Here is a 21420-nt window from a genome sequence, read left to right as displayed (position 1 = left end):
CAGGAGTATTTAGGTATAATTTTAGATTTTAAGAGAACTCCTCTATGAACACACTTAGTCTTGCGGTGGAATCCGCTTTAAAATCCGAAGGTGAGTCCAAAGCAGCCAATAAAGCCTATCTAGAATTTATAAAAGCAAATTTTATTGTTCCAATTGAATTAAATTCACTTGAGGAAGAACCCGAAGTTCTTTTTATCAAAGAAGGACAAAATACCTATTTACCGGTATTTACTGAAATGAGCTATTTAAATAGCTGGGCTGCAGAAATCGCAAGCCAAATAAAGCTACTTAAGCTATCTGGAGTCGATCTGCTTAAAGGCATAGGAGAAAACGTAACCGTTTGCCTAGATATAGGTTCAGATCACTATAAAGAGTTTAATCCTTCAGAAATTGAAAGAATGCGATCCATGATCCTAAAGCTATTCAAGGATTAAGTTTGTATACCTTGTCCTGTATCCAATTGAAGAAGCATTTTCTGATGCTCTTCAATTGAATGCGAAGATCATGCTACAAGCTCTAGTAATTGGTATCCAACTATTGCTGAAGCTGCTATCGCACCGCTAATCTCAAATACCAAGGTAAGAAAGCTGTTTTTTTGGCAATATTGTTGATCATTAGCTGCTGTTTCTTTATCCAATTGAATTTCATCCATAGAACTCATATCAAATAAGGGTTTTTCTTCATAAAAGCCTGCCCACCAACCTTCTTGCCATTGTTCAGCTTCTTGGGATCCTTCAGGAAATGGATTATCATCTTCTGATAACTCAGCTATTGCACACTCATACCCAAATAAATAGCATTCTTCATAATTTGGATGTTCTATATTAAATCGTAATTTCACATGTGGTAGTAAGGCTGTAATGTCATTCATAATATTACCCTCTTTTATGTATCCCAAATAAACTTTCCAATTTTCAACTCACATACTCCTAAAAGATAAATAATAAAGCTATGTGTCGAATTAGTTTGTTTCCAAATACTTTTTCCAACACTTAAAGCTATTTTACGACTTAAACACACTTCCAACATTCGCATATAAAATATTTACGCAATTTTGACAATTTTTATCTTCTGTGCTTTTTTGTAGATCAGCATACCATTACTGCTCACTACATAATAAACCAAGCAACCATCATGCCAACTTTATTTTCATTCAAAATCAATGAGTTATATTTTGTTTTCTCTTGAAATGGGGCTTTTATCCTAGTGTAACTTAGATTAATTTTGTTAGTTTTGAACAGAATCTGTTTCGAAGGATATAAAAAATATCACAAATTGTGAGAGTCACTTTTGTTAAGTGCTAGACGATAAGTATTGAAATTGAGGAGAGAAACTAAGCGGCAATCAAAACTAGCATTTTTTAATCAAAATGAACCGGCCATTTGCCGGCAAATTCTGCCGCTTAAGGAGCTAGACGACGATGGAGCCAATGCTCTCTTTCACGATAATAATGAATACGGTCATGCAATCGATTGTCTCGCCCTTGCCAGAACTCTACTTCATCTGGAATGACCATGTAGCCCCCCCAATATTCGGGACGCAACACTGGTTCTTGACCATATTCTTTGATCAATTCATTTAATGCTGACTCTAAATATCCTCGATCAGAAATGACCTTACTTTGAGGCGATACTACTGCACTCATTTGGCTTTTGACTGGCCTTGTTGAGAAATATTGATCGGATTGCTCATCACTGACTTTTTTTACTCGCCCTCTTACACGCACCTGCCTAGCCATTTGAGGCCAATAAAAATTAAGTGCAGCATAAGGTGTATTTTGCAACTGGATCGATTTTATACTTAAATAATTCGTATAAAAAATAAAGTTTCCTTCTTCAATGCCTTTTAGCAGTACTACTCGGGAATCAGGAAAGCCCCTTTCATCCACAGTAGATAATACCATTGCTGTAGGATCGTTCTTTTCATTTTGCAGTACGTCTTCAAACCACAATTTAAACTGAGCAATTGGATCGTTTTGAGCTGAAACCTCATTGAGTTGCAACTCACCATACTCACGCCTAATATCAGCTATACTGCGAAATTTACTCATAATACACCCTGATAAAGAACAATCCTCAACAATGATACTAGATGTTTTTAATTACCAACCAGTAACTTCAGCTACTGCATCTCCTAAATCAGCTGGAGAACGAACTGTTCTTACGCCAGCAGATTCTAGAGCAGCATATTTTTCCGCTGCAGTACCTTTACCGCCTGATATAATAGCTCCAGCATGTCCCATACGTTTACCAGCTGGTGCAGTAACCCCTGCGATGTAGGATACCACAGGTTTCTTAACATGGTGCTTAATGTATTCAGCAGCTTCTTCTTCTGCCGATCCACCAATTTCACCTACCATAATAATGGCTTCTGTTTGAGGATCTTTTTCAAACAGAGTCAGGGCGTCGATAAAATTAGTTCCAGGTATTGGATCACCACCGATTCCGATACAAGTACTTTGTCCAAATCCTTTGTCCGTGGTTTGTTTTACTGCTTCATAGGTCAATGTGCCTGAACGCGAAACTATGCCTACTTTTCCAGGCAAATGAATATTCCCTGGCATGATCCCGATCTTGCACTCACCTGGAGTAATTATACCAGGGCAGTTTGGACCGATTAAACGTGCTTGAGTGTTATTCTCTATATACACTTTTACTTGTAACATATCCAATACTGGAACACCTTCAGTAATGCAAACAATTAATTTCACGCCAGCTTCCGCAGCTTCTAAAATGGAGTCTTTGCAAAATGGGGCAGGCACGTAAATAACACTAGCTTCTGCTTTTGTTTCTTCAACTGCTTCACGCATGGTATTGAACACAGGTAGTCCCAAATGCGTTTGTCCTCCTTTGCCTGGAGTTACACCACCCACCATTTTGGTACCATAAGCTAATGCTTGCTCGGTATGATATGTACCTTGCTTACCAGTAAAGCCCTGGCACAATACTCTCGTCTGCTTATTTACTAATACACTCATTCTTAACCTCTTTATTTAATGGCATTTCAGCACGTACTATTGCCAAATAAGCTCAATTATTTTATTTAGAAACTGCCGCTACAATTTTTTTCGCTGCATCGGTTAAACCAGTTGCGGCAATGACATTTAAATCACTTTTGTTCAAAATATCTGCGCCCAATTGAGCATTATTCCCTTCTAATCGAACAACTACGGGGATTTTAACGTCCACTTCTTTCACTGCAGCGAGAATACCGTCCGCAATCAAATCGCAACGTACGATTCCGCCGAAAATATTCACTAATATTCCTTTCACTTTTTCATCAGATACAATAATTTTCAATGCTTCACTGACCCGTTCCTTGGTAGCACCACCCCCGACATCTAAGAAATTAGCGGGCTCACCACCATGAAGTTTAATCACATCCATGGTTGCCATTGCCAATCCTGCACCATTCACCATGCAACCAATTGTTCCATCAAGAGGAATATAATTAAGTTCCCAATCACTGGCTCTATTTTCTCTGGCATCTTCTTGAGACACATCACGCATCGCTTTTAATTTAGGTTGTCTATACAAGGCGTTGCCATCTATATTGATTTTTCCGTCCAGGCAGATTAATTGGCCTGTTTTAGTAACCACCAATGGGTTAATTTCAAGCAAGCTCAGATCACACTCTTCAAACATCTTACCCAAACCTAACATTAAATGAGTAAATTGTTTTATCTGATCATCTTTCAAGCCCAATTTAAACGCAGTTTCCCTGCATTGAAATGGCATTACTCCGACTAAAGGATCTACGATGATCTTAACAATTTTCTCAGGGGTCTCTTCTGCTACTTTCTCAATTTCAACCCCACCCTCAGTTGAAGCCATAAATACAACTCGTCGAGTAGAGCGATCAACAACAGCCCCTAGATAAAGTTCTCTATCAATATCACAGGTTTCTTCGATCAACAGGGCATTCACAGGTTGTCCATGTGCATCTGTTTGATAAGTAACCAATCGAGTGCCTAGTAATGATTTAGCAGCTGCAGCCAGTTCTTCTTTGGTAGATACCAGCTTTACCCCACCTGCTTTTCCTCTACCGCCAGCATGAACTTGAGCTTTCACTACCCACCGAGGAGTTGATAATTGCGAAGCTACCTGTAAAGCATCATCAACATGATAAGCTACCTCTCCTTTGGGAACAGGCAGATCGTAACTCGCGAATAATTGTTTTGCTTGATATTCATGTAAATTCATTCTCATTACCTTTTAAAAATAGCAAAACCCGTCAATGCGGGTCTGCGGTTAAATTTGATTATTATACATTTAGTAATAGACGGGATGGATCCTCTAATAGTTCTTTCACACTTACTAAAAATTGTACTGAATCCTTGCCGTCGATTAAGCGATGATCATACGATAAAGCAACATACATCATTGGGCGAATAACGATTTGTCCTTTTTCAACAACGGGTCGCTCTTCGATTTTGTGCATTCCTAAAATACCAGTTTGTGGGGGATTGATGATTGGTGTTGCGAGCAAGGAACCAAATACACCGCCGTTAGTAATGGTAAATGTTCCACCCTGCATTTCTTCCATGGATAATTTTCCAGTTCTTGCTTTTGCTGCAGCATCATTAATAGCCAATTCAATTTCAGCCATACTCAACTGATCAGCATCTCTTACTACAGGCACAACAAGACCCCTCTCAGTCGAAACTGCGATACCTATATCGTAGAATCCATGATAAACAATATCCTGCCCATCAATCGAAGCATTTACTGCTGGGAATCGTTTTAATGATTCAACGACCGCTTTAGTGAAAAAGGACATAAACCCTAATTTCACTCCATGCTTTTTCTCAAATTGATCTTTGTATTGAGCTCGCACATCCATAACTGCTTTTAAGTTCACTTCATTAAAGGTCGTTAACATTGCCGCATTGTGTTGAGCTTGCAATAAACGTTCTGCAATTTTTGCTCTTAATCGAGTCATAGGAACACGTTTTTCTTCCCGAGTACTCATAGGAGTTGATTTAACACCTATATCTTTGGCTGGTTCAGAAGCTGAAGTAGGTTTGCCTCTATTTGTTTCTATATAAGCGATCACGTCCTCTTTGGTGATGCGACCATCTTTACCCGTTCCTTGTATTAGTGCTGGAGATAAATCGTTTTCAGCTAACATTCTTCGCACTACTGGGCTTGTCGATTTGTCTTCGTTTAGAGCTACGGACTCTTCTTTCGATGCTGTTTTTTCTTCTTTAACTGGAGTGGTAACAGGTGCTGTAGCAGCTTCCCCAGCAGAAATTTTTGCCAATAGCTCTCCAGAACCTACTGTGTCACCGACGTTAAACAGTATCTCACTTAACACTCCATCCACAGGAGAAGGCACTTCAAGTACCACTTTATCTGTTTCTAAATCAACTAAGTTTTCATCTCTCGCGACTTTATCCCCAGCTTTTTTATGCCATGTAGCAACCGTAGCATCTGCCACGGATTCTGGTAGAACAGGTACTTTGACTTCAATGGACATGGTGATACCTTCTCTTATAAGTTTGTTTAAGTTATTTATTTCCAAATAAAGCTTGCTCAACTAATTCAGCTTGCTGTTTAGCATGCAAGGCAGCGCTTCCAACAGCGGGAGCAGCTGCAAACTCTCGACCGGCATAGTTTAATGTCTGATCAGACTTCAAGCAATCACGCATATTATGCTGCGAAGAGAACCATACCCCTTGGTTCTGTGGTTCTTCTTGGCACCAAATCACTTCTTTAGCTTGTGGATATTTATCCAGTTCTGCGATAAGTGCTTTCTTCGGAAATGGATACAATTGTTCTATGCGCACAATGGCTACATGATCTAACTTCTTATCACGCCTAGCTTGTAGTAGATCATAGTATACCTTACCACAACACAATACGACTTTAGTCACCTTTTGCGGCGTTAAAGGATCTACCTCAGGAATTACCGTATAGAATTTACCTTTAAATAAATCTTCTAAAGGTGACACCGCTAATTTATGGCGGAGCAAGCTCTTAGGAGTCATCACAATTAATGGCTTACGGAAATTTCGTATGACTTGTCGCCTTAATAAATGAAAAATTTGCGCAGGTGTTGTTGGTGTGCACACTTGCATATTATGTTGAGCACACAATTGCATGTATCTCTCCAACCGCGCGGATGAATGTTCTGGTCCTTGGCCTTCATACCCATGTGGCAATAGCATCACTAGTCCGCATAATCGCCCCCATTTCTGCTCTCCAGAACTTATAAACTGATCGATAACGACTTGGGCTCCATTGGCAAAGTCACCGAATTGGGCTTCCCAGATCGCCAGGTAAGAAGGCTCAGAGGATGCAAAGCCATATTCAAATGCCAAAACCGCTTCTTCAGAAAGAACGGAGTCGATAACCGCGAATGAACGCTTGGAATTATTTGTAATGTGTTCTAGGGGAACAAAAGTTTCTGCAGTTTCTATATCATGAAGCACTGCATGTCGATGTGCAAAAGTTCCTCTACCACTGTCTTGTCCTGAAATCCTAACACCGAACCCTTCATCCAGTAAGCTGGCATAGGCTAACGTTTCTGCATAACCCCAGTTCATTAAAATTTCGCCTGCTGTCATTTTAGTGCGTTCTTGCAACAATCTATCCACTACAGGATGTAATTTAAATCCCTCTGGCAGTTTATGCAGTTGTTTTGTTAACTTTTCAAGCAACTTTGGAGTTATTGTAGTATCTACTTTATCAGTCCACTTTGCATTGATATAAGGCGCCCAGTCTAATATGTATTTACCTTCATAGTCTTCATGGACTAATTCGACGATGGCTTTGCCTTTGTCGAGAGCATCTCTGTAGGATTCAACGAGTTTATCTGCATCACCTTGTGTGAGTAGTTTTTCATCGATGAGTTGTTGTGCATATATCTCACGCAAAGCCTGCATGGATTTAATTTTTTTGTACATTGTAGGTTGAGTAACAGCGGGTTCATCGGCTTCATTATGTCCTTGACGTCTGTAACAGACTAAATCAATCACTACATCACGCTTAAATTTCATTCTAAAATCGAATGCTAATTGGGTAGCAAAGACTACCGCTTCTGGATCATCGCCGTTCACATGAATGACTGGTGCTTCAACCATTTTTGCAACATCCGTGCAGTAGGTTGTAGAACGAGCATCCAAAGGATTACTGGTAGTAAATCCTATCTGATTGTTAATGACAATATGGACTGTACCACCAGTGCAATACCCTCTTGCCTGGGAAAAATTGAACGTTTCCATGACCACACCTTGACCTGCGAATGCAGCATCCCCATGGATCACTACTGGAATTACTTTATCCTTTTTCTCCAAGTCATGCCGGCGCCCCAATCTAGAGCGAACGGATCCTTCGACTACTGGGCCAATAATTTCCAAATGCGAAGGGTTAAATGCTAATGCCAAGTGCACAATAGCACCTGATTCAGTTTTAATATCCGATGAGAAACCAAGATGATATTTCACATCTCCTGTTCTGTCGTATTTAATTTTCCCTTCGAATTCTTGGAATAATATTCCGGGTTCTTTTCCGAGAACGTTTACCAGCACGTTCAAACGACCTCTATGAGCCATTCCAATGACCAATTCTTTTACACCCTCTTGTCCTGCCTTGCGGATAATTTCATTCATCATTGGAATTAATGAATCTCCACCTTCTAATGAGAAGCGCTTCTGTCCCACATAACGAGTTCCTAGATAGCGTTCCAAACCATCTGCCGCTATTAAGTCTTTCAATATGCGCAATTTTTGTTTTGAATCAAAGGCTGGGCGACCGCGTACAGATTCCATTCTATGTTGTATCCACTCAGTGGCTTGAGTATCAGACATATGCATGTACTCTATTCCAATGCTACCAGAATAGGTTTCTTTTAAGGCTGAATAAATGTCTTCCAAAGCCATTTCAGGACCATTAAAACTAGTACCTGCAAAGAAAGTTCTATTTTTATCCACATTATCTAAATTATGATAGGACAACTCTAACCTTGGAACCGGTGGACGCACTGTCATACCTAAAGGATCCAGTTTTGCAGCTAAATGTCCTAATAATCTAAAATCATTAATTAAATTTGCAACTTGATATTGTTGACTATCAGCAGATTGAATCACTTGGCTTATTTTTCTATCTGCATTTTGCAGAAAGTAGTCTCGAATATCTCTATGAGAAACATCCTTTGTGGATCCATTCACTGTTGGAAGAGCACTAAAAATGGAGCGCCATTCTTCAGTAACGGAATTAGGATCAGCAAGATAGTCCTCATACAAGCTATCAACGTAAGCCATACTTCCTCCAGACAAGTAGGAAGAAGCCCATTCTTTTTGCAGATCAGAACTGCTCATTTTTATTCTCTCCAAAGGGTTCGCTCAGCATCCATCTGAATCACAAGAAATTATCAATTAAGTTTCCTGCTGTATCATTTGTTTACGGATTTGCGCAATCGCTTGCGTTGGATTGAGTCCCTTCGGGCAAACATTAGTGCAATTCATGATGGTACGACAACGAAATACACTAAAAGGATCCTGTAATTTATCCAAGCGGTGTTGCGTTGCTTTATCTCGACTATCTGCCAAAAATCGTCTTGCCTGTAAGAGCCCGGCAGGGCCTACAAACTTATCCGGATTCCACCAAAATGACGGGCACGAACTAGTACAACAAGCGCATAAAATACACTCATATAATCCATCGAGCAACGCTCTTTCTTCAGGGGACTGTAATCTTTCCTTCGCAGGTGCTACTTCATCATTTTGTAAGTAGGGTTCGATTCGCTCGTATTGTTGATAAAATTGAGTCATATCAACAGCCAGGTCTCTAATGACTGGAAATCCTGGTAATGGACGGATTACAATTTTATCTGTTTTCAACTGAGAAATATGAGTAATACAAGCCAGCCCATTGGTTCCATTAATATTCATTCCATCTGATCCACATACACCCTCTCGACACGACCGTCTATAAGTGATTGATGGATCTTGTTCTGCTTTTAATCTTTCAAGCAAGGTAAGCAACATAGGATCGCTTTTCGCTGGGATTTCTAGCTTATAATCTTTCATATAAGGCTTCGCATCCACCTCAGGATTATAGCGATAAATCGACAACACCAAATTTCTAATATCAGCCATAGTATATCCTCTCTAGTAAACGCGTTCTTTAGGCTCAAACGGCTCAATGTATTTAGGTGATGTATTCACTGGACGATAGTCAATGACCTCACCCTCTTCGAAATACAGAGTATGCTTAATCCAATTTGCATCATCACGCTTGGGAAAATCCTCCCGGCTGTGTGCTCCTCGGCTCTCTGTTCTTGCAATTGCAGACAGAGCAGTAGCATAAGCTGTCGCCATTAAATTATCTAACTCTAATGCCGTGATTCGTTCTGTATTAAAAATCCGACTTTTATCTTCAAGCTTAGCATGAGCTAACCTCTCACGAAGGGCTTGAAGGCGCTTAATCCCGGACTCCATAACTTCACCAGTACGGAATACTCCAAAATCCTCCTGCATCACTCGTTGCATCTCATCACGGATCACAGCAGGTCCTTCACCATCGTTTGAATTTTCCCAACGATTGTAACGTGCTAATGAAGCATCGATGTCTTCTTCACTGACGTAAGAGAAATCAGGTAATTGGTTGGATTGCCACAGCTCCTCCACATGCAAACCTGCTGCCCGTCCAAATACCACTAGATCCAATAAGGAATTACCACCTAAACGATTCGCGCCATGCACAGAAACACAAGCACACTCACCCACAGCATATACACCTTCAACAACGTGCTCTTTTCCTTTGTCCCTTGTTATCACTTGACCATGCATGTTAGTGGGTATACCACCCATGCTGTAATGGCATGTGGGCACTACAGGAATCGGTTCAACAATAGGATCAACCCCAGCAAATTTCATCGAGAGTTCACGAATTCCAGGCAATCTTGACATAATCAAGTCAGCACCAAGGTGATCTAGCTTTAATTTGACATGATCAACACCTTTGGGATCAAAACCCTTACCCGCTCTAATTTCTAATGCCATCGCCCGTGCAACAACATCTCGAGAGGCCAGATCCTTCACTCTCGGAGCATAACGCTCCATAAATCGTTCACCGTCTTTATTGATTAAATAACCACCCTCTCCTCTACATCCCTCTGTAACTAAAGTACCTGCTCCAGCTATTCCTGTGGGATGAAATTGCCACATTTCCATATCTTGGAGTGGCAATCCTGCTCTTAAAGCCATGCCAAAACCATCTCCAGTATTGATAAATGCGTTCGTTGTGGATTGGAAGATCCTACCTGCACCACCCGTGGCAAGAATACAGGTGCGACTTTCAAAAAACACCACTTCTCCAGACTCAATGCTTAAAGCCGTCACTCCCACAATTCGGCCCTGTGAATTTTTAACAAAATCTAAGGCATACCATTCGCTGAAGACGTGAGTTTTAGCCTTTACGTTTTGCTGGTATAAGGTGTGTAGTAAAGCATGTCCCGTTCTGTCGGCAGCTGCACAAGTTCTAGCTGCTTGTTCTCCTCCAAAATGTTTAGATTGACCACCAAATTGCCTTTGGTAAATTTTACCGTTATCCATGCGAGAAAATGGCAAGCCCATATGCTCAAGCTCATAAACAGCTTCAGGTCCTGTTTTACATAAATACTCGATACAGTCTTGGTCGCCAATATAATCCGCCCCTTTTACAGTATCGTACATATGCCAGCGCCAATCATCTTCATCGGCATTCCCAAGTGCTGCAGTGATTCCACCTTGGGCAGACACAGTATGAGAACGAGTAGGAAACACTTTGGATAAAAGAGCCACCTTTAGGCCCGAATTAGCCAGTTGCAATGCGGCACGCATACCTGCACCACCAGCACCAATAATTACTGCATCAAATTTGTAACGTGCAATTGTCATTCTTATTGTCCCCACACAATCATCATGCCCCAAATAAATTGACTTAGGAGCCACAAAACAACCAGCATCTGTACTGAAAGGCGAATGATCGTGCATTTCATGTAATCAGTAGTTACTGTCCAAATACCAATCCAAGCGTGAAGCGTCATCGCGATCAAAGCGATTGCAGTCGCGAGTTTGAACGCTTGATTAGCAAATAAAGCATGCCATTGTCCAAAATTTAAACCCGGATGCATGAGAAAGAAAACAAGCAAAAATACACTATAACCAGCAAAATAGACTGCTGTTACTCGTTGGATTAACCAATCTTTTAAACCATTTCCGGTTAAACTGGTGACGTTGTTTACCATATCCAAATTCCTAGACAAATAATTGAAATGAACGCAAGAGCAATCACTAAAATAGCTGACATTTTTCCTGCACAGAGACTCTCTCCAATACCCAAGTCCATGATAATATGCCTGATTCCAGCTATAACATGATAAATCATTGCCGAACTAAAGGCCCAAACCATCAATTTGTAATAGGGATTGTCCAACATAAACCCCACTTGTTGAAATGTCTCTTCAGAGTGTAATGAATGTCCGAGAAGGCATAGAATCATTGGGAATAACCCAAAAATAAGTACCCCTGAAATTCTATGCAATATCGAAACAATTGCCATAGGAGGGAACTTTAACGTCAGTAAATCGAGATTTATTGGTCTTTTATTAGTGTTCACTGTTGATGTCTTCCTCGTTAGATAACTTGAATTAATTGAGCTTAACTAGATAAAAATGGTCTAGAAATAACAAAATTACAAATCAAACTTATCAAGTATAACACTCTGTTTTTGTCACGCAAAGTTAAGTGTACAAGGAAAATGCGCGCCCAACTGGCCAATTCCAAAAACCAGTACTATCATTAATTAAAATGGATAAAATGGATTTAAAATGATCATAAAAAGACCTATATTTAATCAACAATTACAATGTGTGGCCTTTGAAATCTTATCCTATCAGCAGTTAGTACAAAGCCCTGAACTTGTTCCAATTATCCAAGAGTTAGTAAGTCATTCAGACGACCAACTCCCTTTATTTATTCCATTTACCCTAAAGGCCTTATTGGAACAATTAAGTGAACCCATTAATAATCCTATTATTTTAAAGTTGTATGCTGAAGACATTGGTTCAACATTACCAATTTCTGATATACAGGATTCTTCCTTCTCCATTGCTTTGTTAATCAATACTCCGCAACAACTTTCATGGTTAAATTTTGCTGATTATATCGGATTAACAGAACATCTGATGAGCCAAGCTGATGTATCTAAAATAGTACAATACAGCAAAGCAAAGCAGCGAAAGGTCATGGCCTATGGCTTGGGTCAACCCATCAATTTTGATAAATGTAAAGCCATGTCGATGGATTATTTTTGTGGTGATTTCTTGTTTAAACCTATTGTAGATGATTCAAAAGATATTGCGGCAAACAAATTGAATCTTCTGCATTTAATACAAGTATTGCAACAAGAGGATTCCGATTTAGGAAAAATTTCGCACATCATTCAATCTGATCCCTTATTGAGTTTTCAACTTCTTAGAGTTGCAAACTCTGTCGCTTTTTCATGTGGACAAACCATAGAATCTATTGATCATGCCGTCGCGCGCTTGGGCTTAGTTAATCTGAGGAAATGGGTCATGTTCTTCTCTCTAAAAAATATATCCGATAAGCCCCAAGAAATTCTCGAATCAGGTCTTATTAGAGCACATATGGCAGAAGAGATTGCCAAAGTGAGTTCAGGCTTAGTGTGCCAAAGTGCTTACACTGCGGGATTATTATCCATTTTAGATTGCTTGCTTAATAAGCCTATGACAGAATTATTAGATCAAATTACCATTGCTGATGAAATAAAAACGGCTTTAATTGATCAGACTGGGCCATTAGGAAACCTGATTTCTTTGGTTATTGCCTATGAAGCTGGCAAGTGGGAAGAAGTTGCCCAACAACAAATTAATGGTTTGGATTTGAGTAAATTATATATTGACAGCCTGGCCTTTGTTAGTAATAGTTCCAAAGAAATGAAAGAATAACTAAGCCAAATGTTTACTATTAAATACCTGTGCTCAATAGTCTATGATTTAATCGTATTAATTGTGTTGTTTTTCGCTTATACGGCTCTTGTACTGAGTTTAAATCATAATAAAGCGATCCCTCCGTCTACTCTTTGGTACCAACTTTCACTCTTGATCGTATCATTTCTTTATTATTTCTTGTCCATGCGTAATGGTGGTCAAACCATTGGCATGAAGGCTTGGGGATTAAAATTAGTCGATAAAATAAATATCAAACTGTCATTCGGGCAGGTTCTAGTCCGGTTCTTTGGCTTTATTCCTTCTATCATTGCAAGTTTTGTATGCTTAAAGTGGTCTTATTCGCTGCTAAATCAATGGACAAATTCTAGCCTTATTGATAGACAGTGCTTATAATTATTACTATTTCTTAGATGAAGGGCCTCCACCTGCAGAATACGAATGTTTAAATGTTTCTCTTGGAGCTTCTGGAGGATAACCATACCCTTTATCAGCTAAACGTTTCACATTTTGAAGGTATCGTTCTCCCCAAATTCCTGGGTCAAAATTGGTAACCACAAGGTTATAAGCAAGGTTAATGACTGATTCAAATGCTTTTCTTTGGGCTAGCTCATGTCCTGAAAAAGAGACTTGAACCTCTGTTTCTGTGCTAATTCCACCTTCTTTTAATCGCTCAATAATAATGAAAATTATTTTTTCGATAGTAAAGTGCATTTTACACATCGACATTCCAGCACTGAACATATCTTGGGATTTAGACGTTGAGAGTCTTGAGCCAAAATCATGAATGGGATAAACAAACTCATGTTCATTCGTTCCTGGTATTAACTCTGGTTCAATGATTTTGGGAGGATGAATAAAATCAAAATGTGGAGAAATGATTTGTATGTGAAAATCCGCCCAATTCCACCACAACATATACACTTTATCCACCATAGCCAAGGGATTATTTAAATCCTCTAGCATAGCGATTTTACGGTCATTGAGACTGATTTCAAATTCACCCTGTCTCTCAGGCATTTCTGGGTTCTCAGGATCGGGCATTTTTGTATCCGAACTGGTTTTATTGATAATCTTATATTAGCCCAAAATTTGAAATAGAACACCTAGAGTATGTTAACTATTGGTAAAAAAGCTGTAAAATCAAACTTTCAGGAGGACATCCCGGACCTCATTTTGTTTTGGTTCATCAGGACTTACGCAAAACCCTGAGGTCGAGACAAAAAATGGTTTGAGTGAGGGCTAAATGACCGAATTCACCCATTTTTAACGAAAAGATCAAGGTCTTGCGTAAGTCCTGTTCATAAATTCGGAGTGTAGCTCAGCCTGGTAGAGCACTGCCTTCGGGAGGCAGGGGTCGCAAGTTCAATTCTTGTCACTCCGACCATAAAAATAAAGGGTTATAAGCGTTTTCACAAAAACAAAATTCAATTACAGGGTGCATGCAGGGTGCAAATTAAATGTGCCCTGATAGTCATAACTGTATATCCATACTATTAAATTTTAACCTCACATTATTTTGAAGTTAGATAGAACAGCCCTAGATGATTTGGTAAAAGGAAACATCAAATCACCCCTGGTCGAATGTATTAAAATTGATTATAAAGTTTGATGTGGATCAAGGATTTCTAAATGATAAGTACCATCATTTAATATAAATGCAAATCGCAAATCATCTGCTATAGTATCAAATGGCCATTTTTCATTAGTTTTAACTGCCATGAATTGTCGACCATCAGGTGTGCACAGATAAGTTGAACCATCGAAAGTTCTTACTATAATTCGTTCAGGAGAGTCTTTCCAATCATTTAACGTAAAAGTAGGAAAGGTAGGAATTATAACCTCTGATTTAGTTGTATCCGCTTCTAAAACCCTCAACCAAGAGAGAGCATTATCTGAAATTTGAGGTGTAATACGCAGCACTATTTCGGAATTACATAATTGTTTTCTAATAGCAGCAGGAGTTGATTCCCATTCCTCATTTAAAGAAACTAATTCACATGCCACAACTCGTGATCTAATTCCGGCTAGAAAAATATTTACTGCTATTGGATTGGGTAAACCAAACTCCAACATAGCTGCAAGGGCATCCAAAACATCAGAGTCTTCTTTATAGCCTTTTTTAGCTAATATTTGAGCCGCTCCATGTATAATCCATGGTAATTGATAACCGTAAACGTCTTTACATATTTTTAGTGCATTTTTAGATAAATTAGTTAATTCATATAATGGTGTTCCGATAATCCACCCATTCCGTATAAGATTGAATTCTGATTGTTCTGGCCATTTCCCATCGATAATCTGCTCACCATTCGACCGAACCCAGCTCTCAATCCACTCCACAAACGCAAAAAATTTATTTAGTTCATAGCCATCAACAAACATTTCATCCAATTTTGCTTTCAATTCCAAATGATCAGAGTATAGTTTTTTTGCACATTTATATGGCAGACCCGAAGCCACACAAATTTGACGCTCACTTTTATCAGGACAATTATTTATTAAATAAAAAAGTCTGTGTTGCAAAATACTCACAACCTCATTTTCGTCCAACCCCTCGCCGTAGATCTGGGCCTGGATAGCCGCTAGAGACCCTCTAAATACCCGATCGATTGTATGCAGCGGATCATCTTCTTCAGATTGGACATTTTGATCTTCTATTATGGCTAATAGATCATCATCAATCATACTACATAAAGAATTAAATGCATTTTGATTCTCACCGAAAATTGAAAAATCATTCTCGGCGACAAGCCCTAATAGCGTTTCAAAATCTATCCCAGCCGAATTAGCTATTTTTCTGATATTTATCATGCATGAAAGCAGACCAGAGCGAACTGATTCGTAATTGACCATATTGAAGTAGGCTTCAGCCATTTTTTTATTATTTTGAATTTTTCTGGGTTTATCCGTCTCATCTATTGTATAAAGAATTTTTCCCTCATTATCGACAAAAGCCCTACCTGCACGCCCACATATATTCCAAAAATCACTATGATTAATCGCGTTCCGCCCAATGTAAGGCGAAGCAATGATTACACTTGATATACCAATATTAACGCCTTGAGCTAGTGTGCTTGTTGCGATGATTATCTTGGGTGGTATAGATCTCATCAACTTTTCCGTTGCCATACGAACTAAAGGGGGTAGTTTATTACTATGACAAATTATCCCTACTCGTGCAGCCTTATACTCAATAGTATCTAAACCTAATTCTTCCTGACAAGAAGAAGCAAATACATCCCAAACATACTGAGGCCAAGGATGAATATTTGGATTCGTACCCAATCCAATTAAAACTGATTTAGCCATAGTTGAAACACTATTTGTTTTGCCACAAAAAATCATTACAGGCCCAATGGATGAGAGACGTATAGCTGTAGCCGCAATAGCTTCGTTTTTATTTCCAGGAAAATGACGACGACGTCCTTTTAAGTTAATAGGATTAGACTCTACAAAATTAGGATTAAAGCATTCAAACTCCCCTTTCCATTCTATTTTCACTCGACTCCCATCCCATAGGAGAAGTCCAAAACGCTCAGCAGACGGTTTCCATTCAGATTTTGCTACATTGGTTGGAGACTCAGTAACCCATTTAGCTAAATCAGCTGGATTTGGTAGTACTGCAGAAAGAAGAAGCATTTTTGCTCCAATGGAATGTGCTACAACTCTGAGGTGATCTAAAAAAATTTCATTTTTTACTAGGCGTGGATCAACACCGATTAAATGACCTTCATCGACAATAATAAGTTTAAATTCTTCTAGTAATTCTGGAAAGGTACGAACTATAGCTCTAGTTTTCTCAGGAGTTGCAATTGTGATTGACGCATCATTAGCAAGACGTTTATCAGCTGAGCTAAATCTAAAGCCACCATATAAATGTGAAACATGAAATCCCAACAAATCAAAAGTCTGGCACAAGGATTGTTCAATTTCTAGTGCAAGAGATCTGTAAGGTGCAATATATAGTATTTTTGCTTGTGGATTAAGTGCAAGAGTTTGAAGTATAGCTAATTCAGCAATTCTTGTTTTACCAGAACTTGTCCGCATATTAACTACAGCACCAGACCTATCCAGATCAAGAACGATAGGAAGAGCACTTATTTGTGAATTCCACAATTCAACTAAAGGCTTTGGTAAAAATGCAGATAGTTGAATATATTGTCGAAGTATATCTGGAGCATCCTGGAAAAATGGTGGAAGACACTTCCAAAGAGATCCATTCCCCAAATTTCTTAGCATAAGCTTCAACAAGCGAGCAATCCACCAAAGTGTAGGCGACATCAATTCAGCAGCTATATTCATTCCTGCATCAATTGCATCTAATGCCGAATCAAGATAATGATTATCTCCTGTGATCTGAAATAAAAGTACTTGGGATAGCGCTTGGGCTACAGCTAATTCAACAGCGGGTTCACATACCATTGAAATACAGGTAATTTCCTCTTTATTAGCAAAAAATACTTTATTAAGAAAGGATATCAATTCATTCCTATCTCGCCTTAAAAACAAACTTATCATTATAGCTGTAATGGATGTAAATTTAGCCGAGGATATAGTTATAAAAGAGCGTGAGTATTCACCACACGAATAAAAAGCCATCGCAGCAATTAAAATATGATGACTACTAACCTTCTCTGCTTTAGCTTGGGAACTATGAATGTTAGTTAAAAGTGATGCTGCCTCCTTTATCGCAGCAGCTGATTGTAATGAGGGTTGTTTTTCATGTAGGCTGATTCCAGCAGCAAGTATAGCATAGGCAGAGGTAGTAACTTTCTCCCCTAGTAGTGGATCAAATTGTGGAAAATTATTGTGGTTTTCATTAACTTCCTGCAAAACATAACTTGCACTGGACTGTGCAAAAAGATTGCGAATCCATTTTGTATCATGTGCTTTCAATACATTCAATGAAACTTCATTTGGGAGGGCCAAAAGCTTCCTCCTCAAGTTGAATAAAACAGTCTTCATAAAACTGATTTAAATTTCGTAATGAAAAAGATAATACAGCTAGATTTGGCAATAAGGACTCAGTATGTTTATCAACATTGTTTTTACAATTGTTGCTGCTCATCATAAATCCTACATACATTATGTCATGTTTGCCATTTACTATTCCTTCAGCACAACTTTCAACTTGTTGGCCAAGATCAGCTCTTCCTATTTCAAATAAGCGGTTAGCTATAAATTGTATTGATGCAGGTATCCCAGCATGATTCGATGATGCCAATGCATTGATCATATCTTGAACGCCAGTTTTATCTGGATTAGTACGATATTTAGCCTCTCCCACAATTATCTTTATGGGGTTTTTGCTAAAGTCAAACGCAAGGAGATCGTCTCCTTTCATTGATTGCTCAACATTAGGATTAAAGCGTAAACGATAAATTGGGAGGTCAAAAGTTGTAGATGCTGTAATATACTCGGCTAAAAAAATTTCAGCTAAATTGCCCTTCCGAGTTTTATCCTTTGTTGGAAATGGGCTAAGAGAGAGTTTTGAATAATCATAACCAAGCCTCTCTAACTGTTGCTTAATGCGAGAAATCTTGTCTTCATCGGCATGGTGTTTTATTAAGGCTGGTCTTAATTGGGCAACCATTTGACTACTATTAGCTTCCTCCATATCTAGTGCTCTGTGAAGTACATTTGATTGAGTATACCCCTCACTTGCAATTGTATGGCAGCCGAATAAGCCATCACTTGGATGAGTACCAAGAATACTTTCTTCCAATGAGTGAGCAACCAGATTATTTTTCGTAGTCATTACAATGCCCTGGAGTAATCCTAGCCCTTAATGGTATCAGATTTGTGTAGGCCAATTATAATTATATTCGTATTAATTTAAAAAAGAACATTTACAGAAACAATTGAAAATATAAGAATCGATCTAATTGTATGAGTTAGCGTAAAAGGATTATTGCACTAACTCAATGAGCGGGTATTTTAATGGTACTAACCAAACTTTCTGTGCTGTTCCAACCATAAATCCAAGTCATCCTTCAAATAGCGTATCGAGCGTCCAATTTTTATATATTTAGGGCCTGGAGTTCTATTGGCTAAAGTTCCATTTACCCTGTCTTGAGAAAGAAAAGAACGGCTCATGCATATATAGTTAGCAGCTTCAGCTTCTTTAAAAACTCTCTTCTCCACAATAAATACCTCCGTATATTTTGGTGTAACATCATCAAACAACACCATAATATACCAGCATCAAGTATTTATCAATTGTTTTATACGTGATTCGCGTATTTACTGACAGTCATAACAGACTCCACTTCAAATGTTCGACGAGTAGCTGAAAATCTCCCCTTAAATCGATTCACTCCATCCCCTCTCATCTTTGGTGCATGCTCTTCAAAATAATTTTTCAAATCCTCGACACTTTCAATTTGATATTGAACAGTTAAATGTTTTTGAGTATCAGAGCTATCACCATCCAGTGCTTGGTGCATCACCGTAGCATTTATAAATCCGGGAAATTTAAGCATCTCTTGAATATGCTCATCTAACCAGCCCTTATATTCGTTATATATATCATTATCAATAGACAGATTCACTTCGTATACAACCATGATCACTCCCTCACAAAACGTAATACAATCAATGTTAATAGTGCACAAATACTAATAACGCTTCCCGGATTTATAAAATTTTTATGGCTTAATATGATATAGGGCATTAACCCACCAAAAATGGATAGACTGGTATTATAAGATATTGCTAAAGCCTTACCTCGATGAATCGCTGGAAACAATGAAACCATAAATGCAGGCAAAGCCGAATTATATAATGATTGAATCAACGCCAGTAATATCAAACTACAAAATATAACAACATAGTTGAAATGGCTAATATATTCAAAACAGATATAGGAAAATAAAAGGTACAACGCTGAAGCAGCAGTAATTTGCTTAGTAATACCTACCCGGTCCGCCAAAGCGCCAAACACTGGCAAACACACAAAATAAACCGACAAAGCAACCAACGTCACCCATAGGGATTTATGATGAGTCTGATTTTGAACCACTGAGGATAAAAGAGTTGGCATGTAAACAAAGGTCATATAAAAAGCAGAAGCAGATAAACTTGCAGCTACAAAGCAAATAACCAGCTCCTTCCTATATTTTTTTACCAAAGATGAAAAACGCTTGTTATCATTTGGCTTATGAACAAATGGCTCATTAATAAACTTCCTAATCTGGTATAATGCAAGCCAAATAATAGCACTGAGTAAAAAAGGTATACGCCAGCCATATTGAATCATCTGCTCATAAGGTAAAAGGTTTAGTAATATAAAAACTGAGATATTTGCCAATAACAAGCCAAGAATACCCCCCATAAATGCCATACTGCCAGAATATGCCGGACGATCTTTTCCTTGTTCAACAGCGAGTATTAAACCATTAGAAAATTCCCCTGATATTGATAGCCCTTGAATAATCCGGCAACTAAATAACGCTACCCATAAATCAATGTCAGATAAGCTGGTGGGTAATAAACCAATAATCGCTGTGGAAACAGTCATCAACAAAGTAGTAACGGACAGTACCTGTTTACGACCATAAGCATCAGACAGATACCCAAAAACCATTCCAGAAAAGGGTTTCACTGCATAGCTGACTACATAAGCTAAAACAGTAAAATTAATCGCTGAACTTTGTGAATGGGACGAGAAAAAAACGGATGACAAAACAGGAATAAGAAAAGCAAAGATACTTAAATCAAAAACTTCAATAGCAGTACTGATAAAAACGGATATCCTAACCAAATTTGTCATTTACATTCACTTCATTGTGTCGTACATTATTTTAGCATTTTATGGATTTAAGTTGTAGCTTTAAGGATTTATTATGTTACATGATGTATGCTCAAGGATGTACCACTCTTTTGATGAAAATCAAGAACTTCTTTTCAACAAACAATACCGACCACTAAATGTCTTGGGATGTAATTATTTCTATTATCTAGTCTCAGATCAAACCTCAAAAAAAAATTCGTACCGATTCTGCACCCATGAGGATTGGATGGATTTCTATTATGAAGAAAAATTAATCGACAATGATCCATTAAAAAGAATTATAGAAAATTCAAACAATTCAATACTTCCATGGAATCAGGTCAGTTTTATGAATAAAAGTGAGAAACGAACCATGGCTGGCCGTTCCTCTTTTGGACTTTATAATGGTTTATCTATTGTTAGTAAATTTAATGACAAAAAATATATATTTGTGATGGCGACCGAACATAGAGATCATGATCTAGCAAGGTATTTGTTATTGGAAAAAAATTATGTACTAAAAAAATTAATACATGATTGTATAACATCTATCGATCGATGACTTGCTCATGCTTAGGTATTAATAAATTTATACGTTGCTATTACATTCATCAAAACTCGAATAAACATGCTTGGAAATGCTTTCATTTTTGGCCATTTCGAAAATTTTACTCACAATCAGTATATTTATT

The 21420-nt window shown here is 38.3% G+C and carries 20 protein-coding genes and 1 tRNA gene; 5 read left to right on the top strand and 16 right to left on the bottom strand.

The annotated features are described in order from the left end of the window. The first annotated feature begins 44 nt into the window (after window positions 1-44). The gene (locus Lwal_RS13060; RefSeq protein WP_058481241.1) at window positions 45-434 is read left to right on the top strand and encodes an SseB family protein; all 390 of its coding nucleotides are present in this window, start codon (window positions 45-47) and stop codon (window positions 432-434) included. 68 nt (window positions 435-502) lie between these two features. Here Lwal_RS13060 and Lwal_RS13055 read toward each other — a convergent pair whose 3' ends face one another. From Lwal_RS13055 to sdhC, 10 genes are all read right to left on the bottom strand, one after another. Beyond that, entirely contained in the window at window positions 503-871 is a 369-nt protein-coding gene (locus Lwal_RS13055) for a hypothetical protein (RefSeq protein WP_058481240.1), read from the bottom strand. A 531-nt stretch (window positions 872-1402) separates the two neighbouring features. After that, complete coding sequence (pdxH, locus tag Lwal_RS13050; RefSeq protein WP_058481239.1) at window positions 1403-2050, bottom strand: pyridoxamine 5'-phosphate oxidase; 648 nt, start codon at window positions 2048-2050, stop codon at window positions 1403-1405. A 51-nt stretch (window positions 2051-2101) separates the two neighbouring features. Next, window positions 2102-2977, bottom strand: coding sequence for a succinate--CoA ligase subunit alpha (sucD, locus tag Lwal_RS13045; protein ID WP_058481238.1), 876 nt, complete (start codon window positions 2975-2977; stop codon window positions 2102-2104). A 61-nt stretch (window positions 2978-3038) separates the two neighbouring features. Then, window positions 3039-4202, bottom strand: a complete 1164-nt coding sequence (gene sucC / locus Lwal_RS13040) for an ADP-forming succinate--CoA ligase subunit beta (RefSeq protein ID WP_058481237.1) — start codon at window positions 4200-4202, stop codon at window positions 3039-3041. A 61-nt stretch (window positions 4203-4263) separates the two neighbouring features. Next, complete coding sequence (gene odhB / locus Lwal_RS13035) at window positions 4264-5478, bottom strand: 2-oxoglutarate dehydrogenase complex dihydrolipoyllysine-residue succinyltransferase (protein ID WP_058481236.1); 1215 nt, start codon at window positions 5476-5478, stop codon at window positions 4264-4266. 31 nt (window positions 5479-5509) lie between these two features. Beyond that, window positions 5510-8320, bottom strand: a complete 2811-nt coding sequence (locus Lwal_RS13030) for a 2-oxoglutarate dehydrogenase E1 component (RefSeq protein WP_058481235.1) — start codon at window positions 8318-8320, stop codon at window positions 5510-5512. A 57-nt stretch (window positions 8321-8377) separates the two neighbouring features. Continuing rightward, on the bottom strand, window positions 8378-9100 hold the full coding sequence (locus Lwal_RS13025; RefSeq protein WP_058481234.1) for a succinate dehydrogenase iron-sulfur subunit: 723 nt from the start codon (window positions 9098-9100) through the stop codon (window positions 8378-8380). A gap of 12 nt (window positions 9101-9112) precedes the next feature. Then, a complete protein-coding gene (gene sdhA, locus Lwal_RS13020) occupies window positions 9113-10882 on the bottom strand; it encodes a succinate dehydrogenase flavoprotein subunit (protein WP_058481233.1) in 1770 nt (589 codons plus the stop codon). A 2-nt stretch (window positions 10883-10884) separates the two neighbouring features. Next, complete coding sequence (sdhD, locus tag Lwal_RS13015; protein ID WP_058481232.1) at window positions 10885-11232, bottom strand: succinate dehydrogenase, hydrophobic membrane anchor protein; 348 nt, start codon at window positions 11230-11232, stop codon at window positions 10885-10887. Continuing rightward, entirely contained in the window at window positions 11226-11603 is a 378-nt protein-coding gene (gene sdhC, locus Lwal_RS13010; RefSeq protein ID WP_083500102.1) for a succinate dehydrogenase, cytochrome b556 subunit, read from the bottom strand. Before sdhC ends, sdhD begins: the two co-directional genes overlap by 7 nt. Before the next feature lie 211 nt (window positions 11604-11814). Here sdhC and Lwal_RS13005 point away from each other — a divergent pair, with 211 nt between their 5' ends. Further along, window positions 11815-12954, top strand: coding sequence for an EAL and HDOD domain-containing protein (locus tag Lwal_RS13005; RefSeq protein WP_058481231.1), 1140 nt, complete (start codon window positions 11815-11817; stop codon window positions 12952-12954). A 9-nt stretch (window positions 12955-12963) separates the two neighbouring features. Next, window positions 12964-13350, top strand: coding sequence for an RDD family protein (locus tag Lwal_RS13000; RefSeq protein ID WP_058481230.1), 387 nt, complete (start codon window positions 12964-12966; stop codon window positions 13348-13350). A gap of 6 nt (window positions 13351-13356) precedes the next feature. Here the strand turns inward: Lwal_RS13000 and Lwal_RS12995 are convergent, their stop codons facing one another. Further along, window positions 13357-13998: a hypothetical protein gene (locus Lwal_RS12995; protein ID WP_058481229.1), complete on the bottom strand. Its 642-nt coding sequence runs from the start codon at window positions 13996-13998 to the stop codon at window positions 13357-13359. 266 nt (window positions 13999-14264) lie between these two features. On the opposite strand from Lwal_RS12995, the gene Lwal_RS12990 reads away from it, so the two are divergent. Further along, window positions 14265-14341: transfer RNA gene (locus Lwal_RS12990), tRNA-Pro, on the top strand. A gap of 212 nt (window positions 14342-14553) precedes the next feature. Here the strand turns inward: Lwal_RS12990 and Lwal_RS12985 are convergent. From Lwal_RS12985 to Lwal_RS12965, 5 genes are all read right to left on the bottom strand, one after another. After that, complete coding sequence (locus tag Lwal_RS12985; protein ID WP_157737779.1) at window positions 14554-17862, bottom strand: DEAD/DEAH box helicase; 3309 nt, start codon at window positions 17860-17862, stop codon at window positions 14554-14556. Between the two features lie 7 nt (window positions 17863-17869). Further along, a complete protein-coding gene (locus Lwal_RS12980) occupies window positions 17870-18715 on the bottom strand; it encodes a Hachiman antiphage defense system protein HamA (protein ID WP_058481227.1) in 846 nt (281 codons plus the stop codon). 188 nt (window positions 18716-18903) lie between these two features. Then, window positions 18904-19149 carry a helix-turn-helix domain-containing protein gene (locus Lwal_RS12975; protein WP_231951013.1) on the bottom strand — a complete coding sequence of 82 codons (246 nt, stop codon included), beginning with the start codon at window positions 19147-19149 and terminating at the stop codon, window positions 18904-18906. 32 nt (window positions 19150-19181) lie between these two features. Then, window positions 19182-19523 carry a DUF4286 family protein gene (locus Lwal_RS12970; RefSeq protein WP_058481226.1) on the bottom strand — a complete coding sequence of 114 codons (342 nt, stop codon included), beginning with the start codon at window positions 19521-19523 and terminating at the stop codon, window positions 19182-19184. A gap of 2 nt (window positions 19524-19525) precedes the next feature. After that, on the bottom strand, window positions 19526-20728 hold the full coding sequence (locus Lwal_RS12965; RefSeq protein ID WP_058481225.1) for an MFS transporter: 1203 nt from the start codon (window positions 20726-20728) through the stop codon (window positions 19526-19528). A gap of 73 nt (window positions 20729-20801) precedes the next feature. Between Lwal_RS12965 and Lwal_RS12960 the strand changes: the two genes are divergently transcribed. After that, entirely contained in the window at window positions 20802-21290 is a 489-nt protein-coding gene (locus Lwal_RS12960; protein ID WP_058481224.1) for an autoinducer binding domain-containing protein, read from the top strand. Window positions 21291-21420 lie beyond the last annotated feature (130 nt).

Source organism: Legionella waltersii (assembly GCF_001468085.1).
Classification (GTDB): Bacteria; Pseudomonadota; Gammaproteobacteria; order Legionellales; family Legionellaceae; genus Legionella; species Legionella waltersii.
The sequence above is the reverse complement of the archived record's forward strand: the minus strand, read 5'-3'. Positions and strand labels throughout refer to the sequence as shown.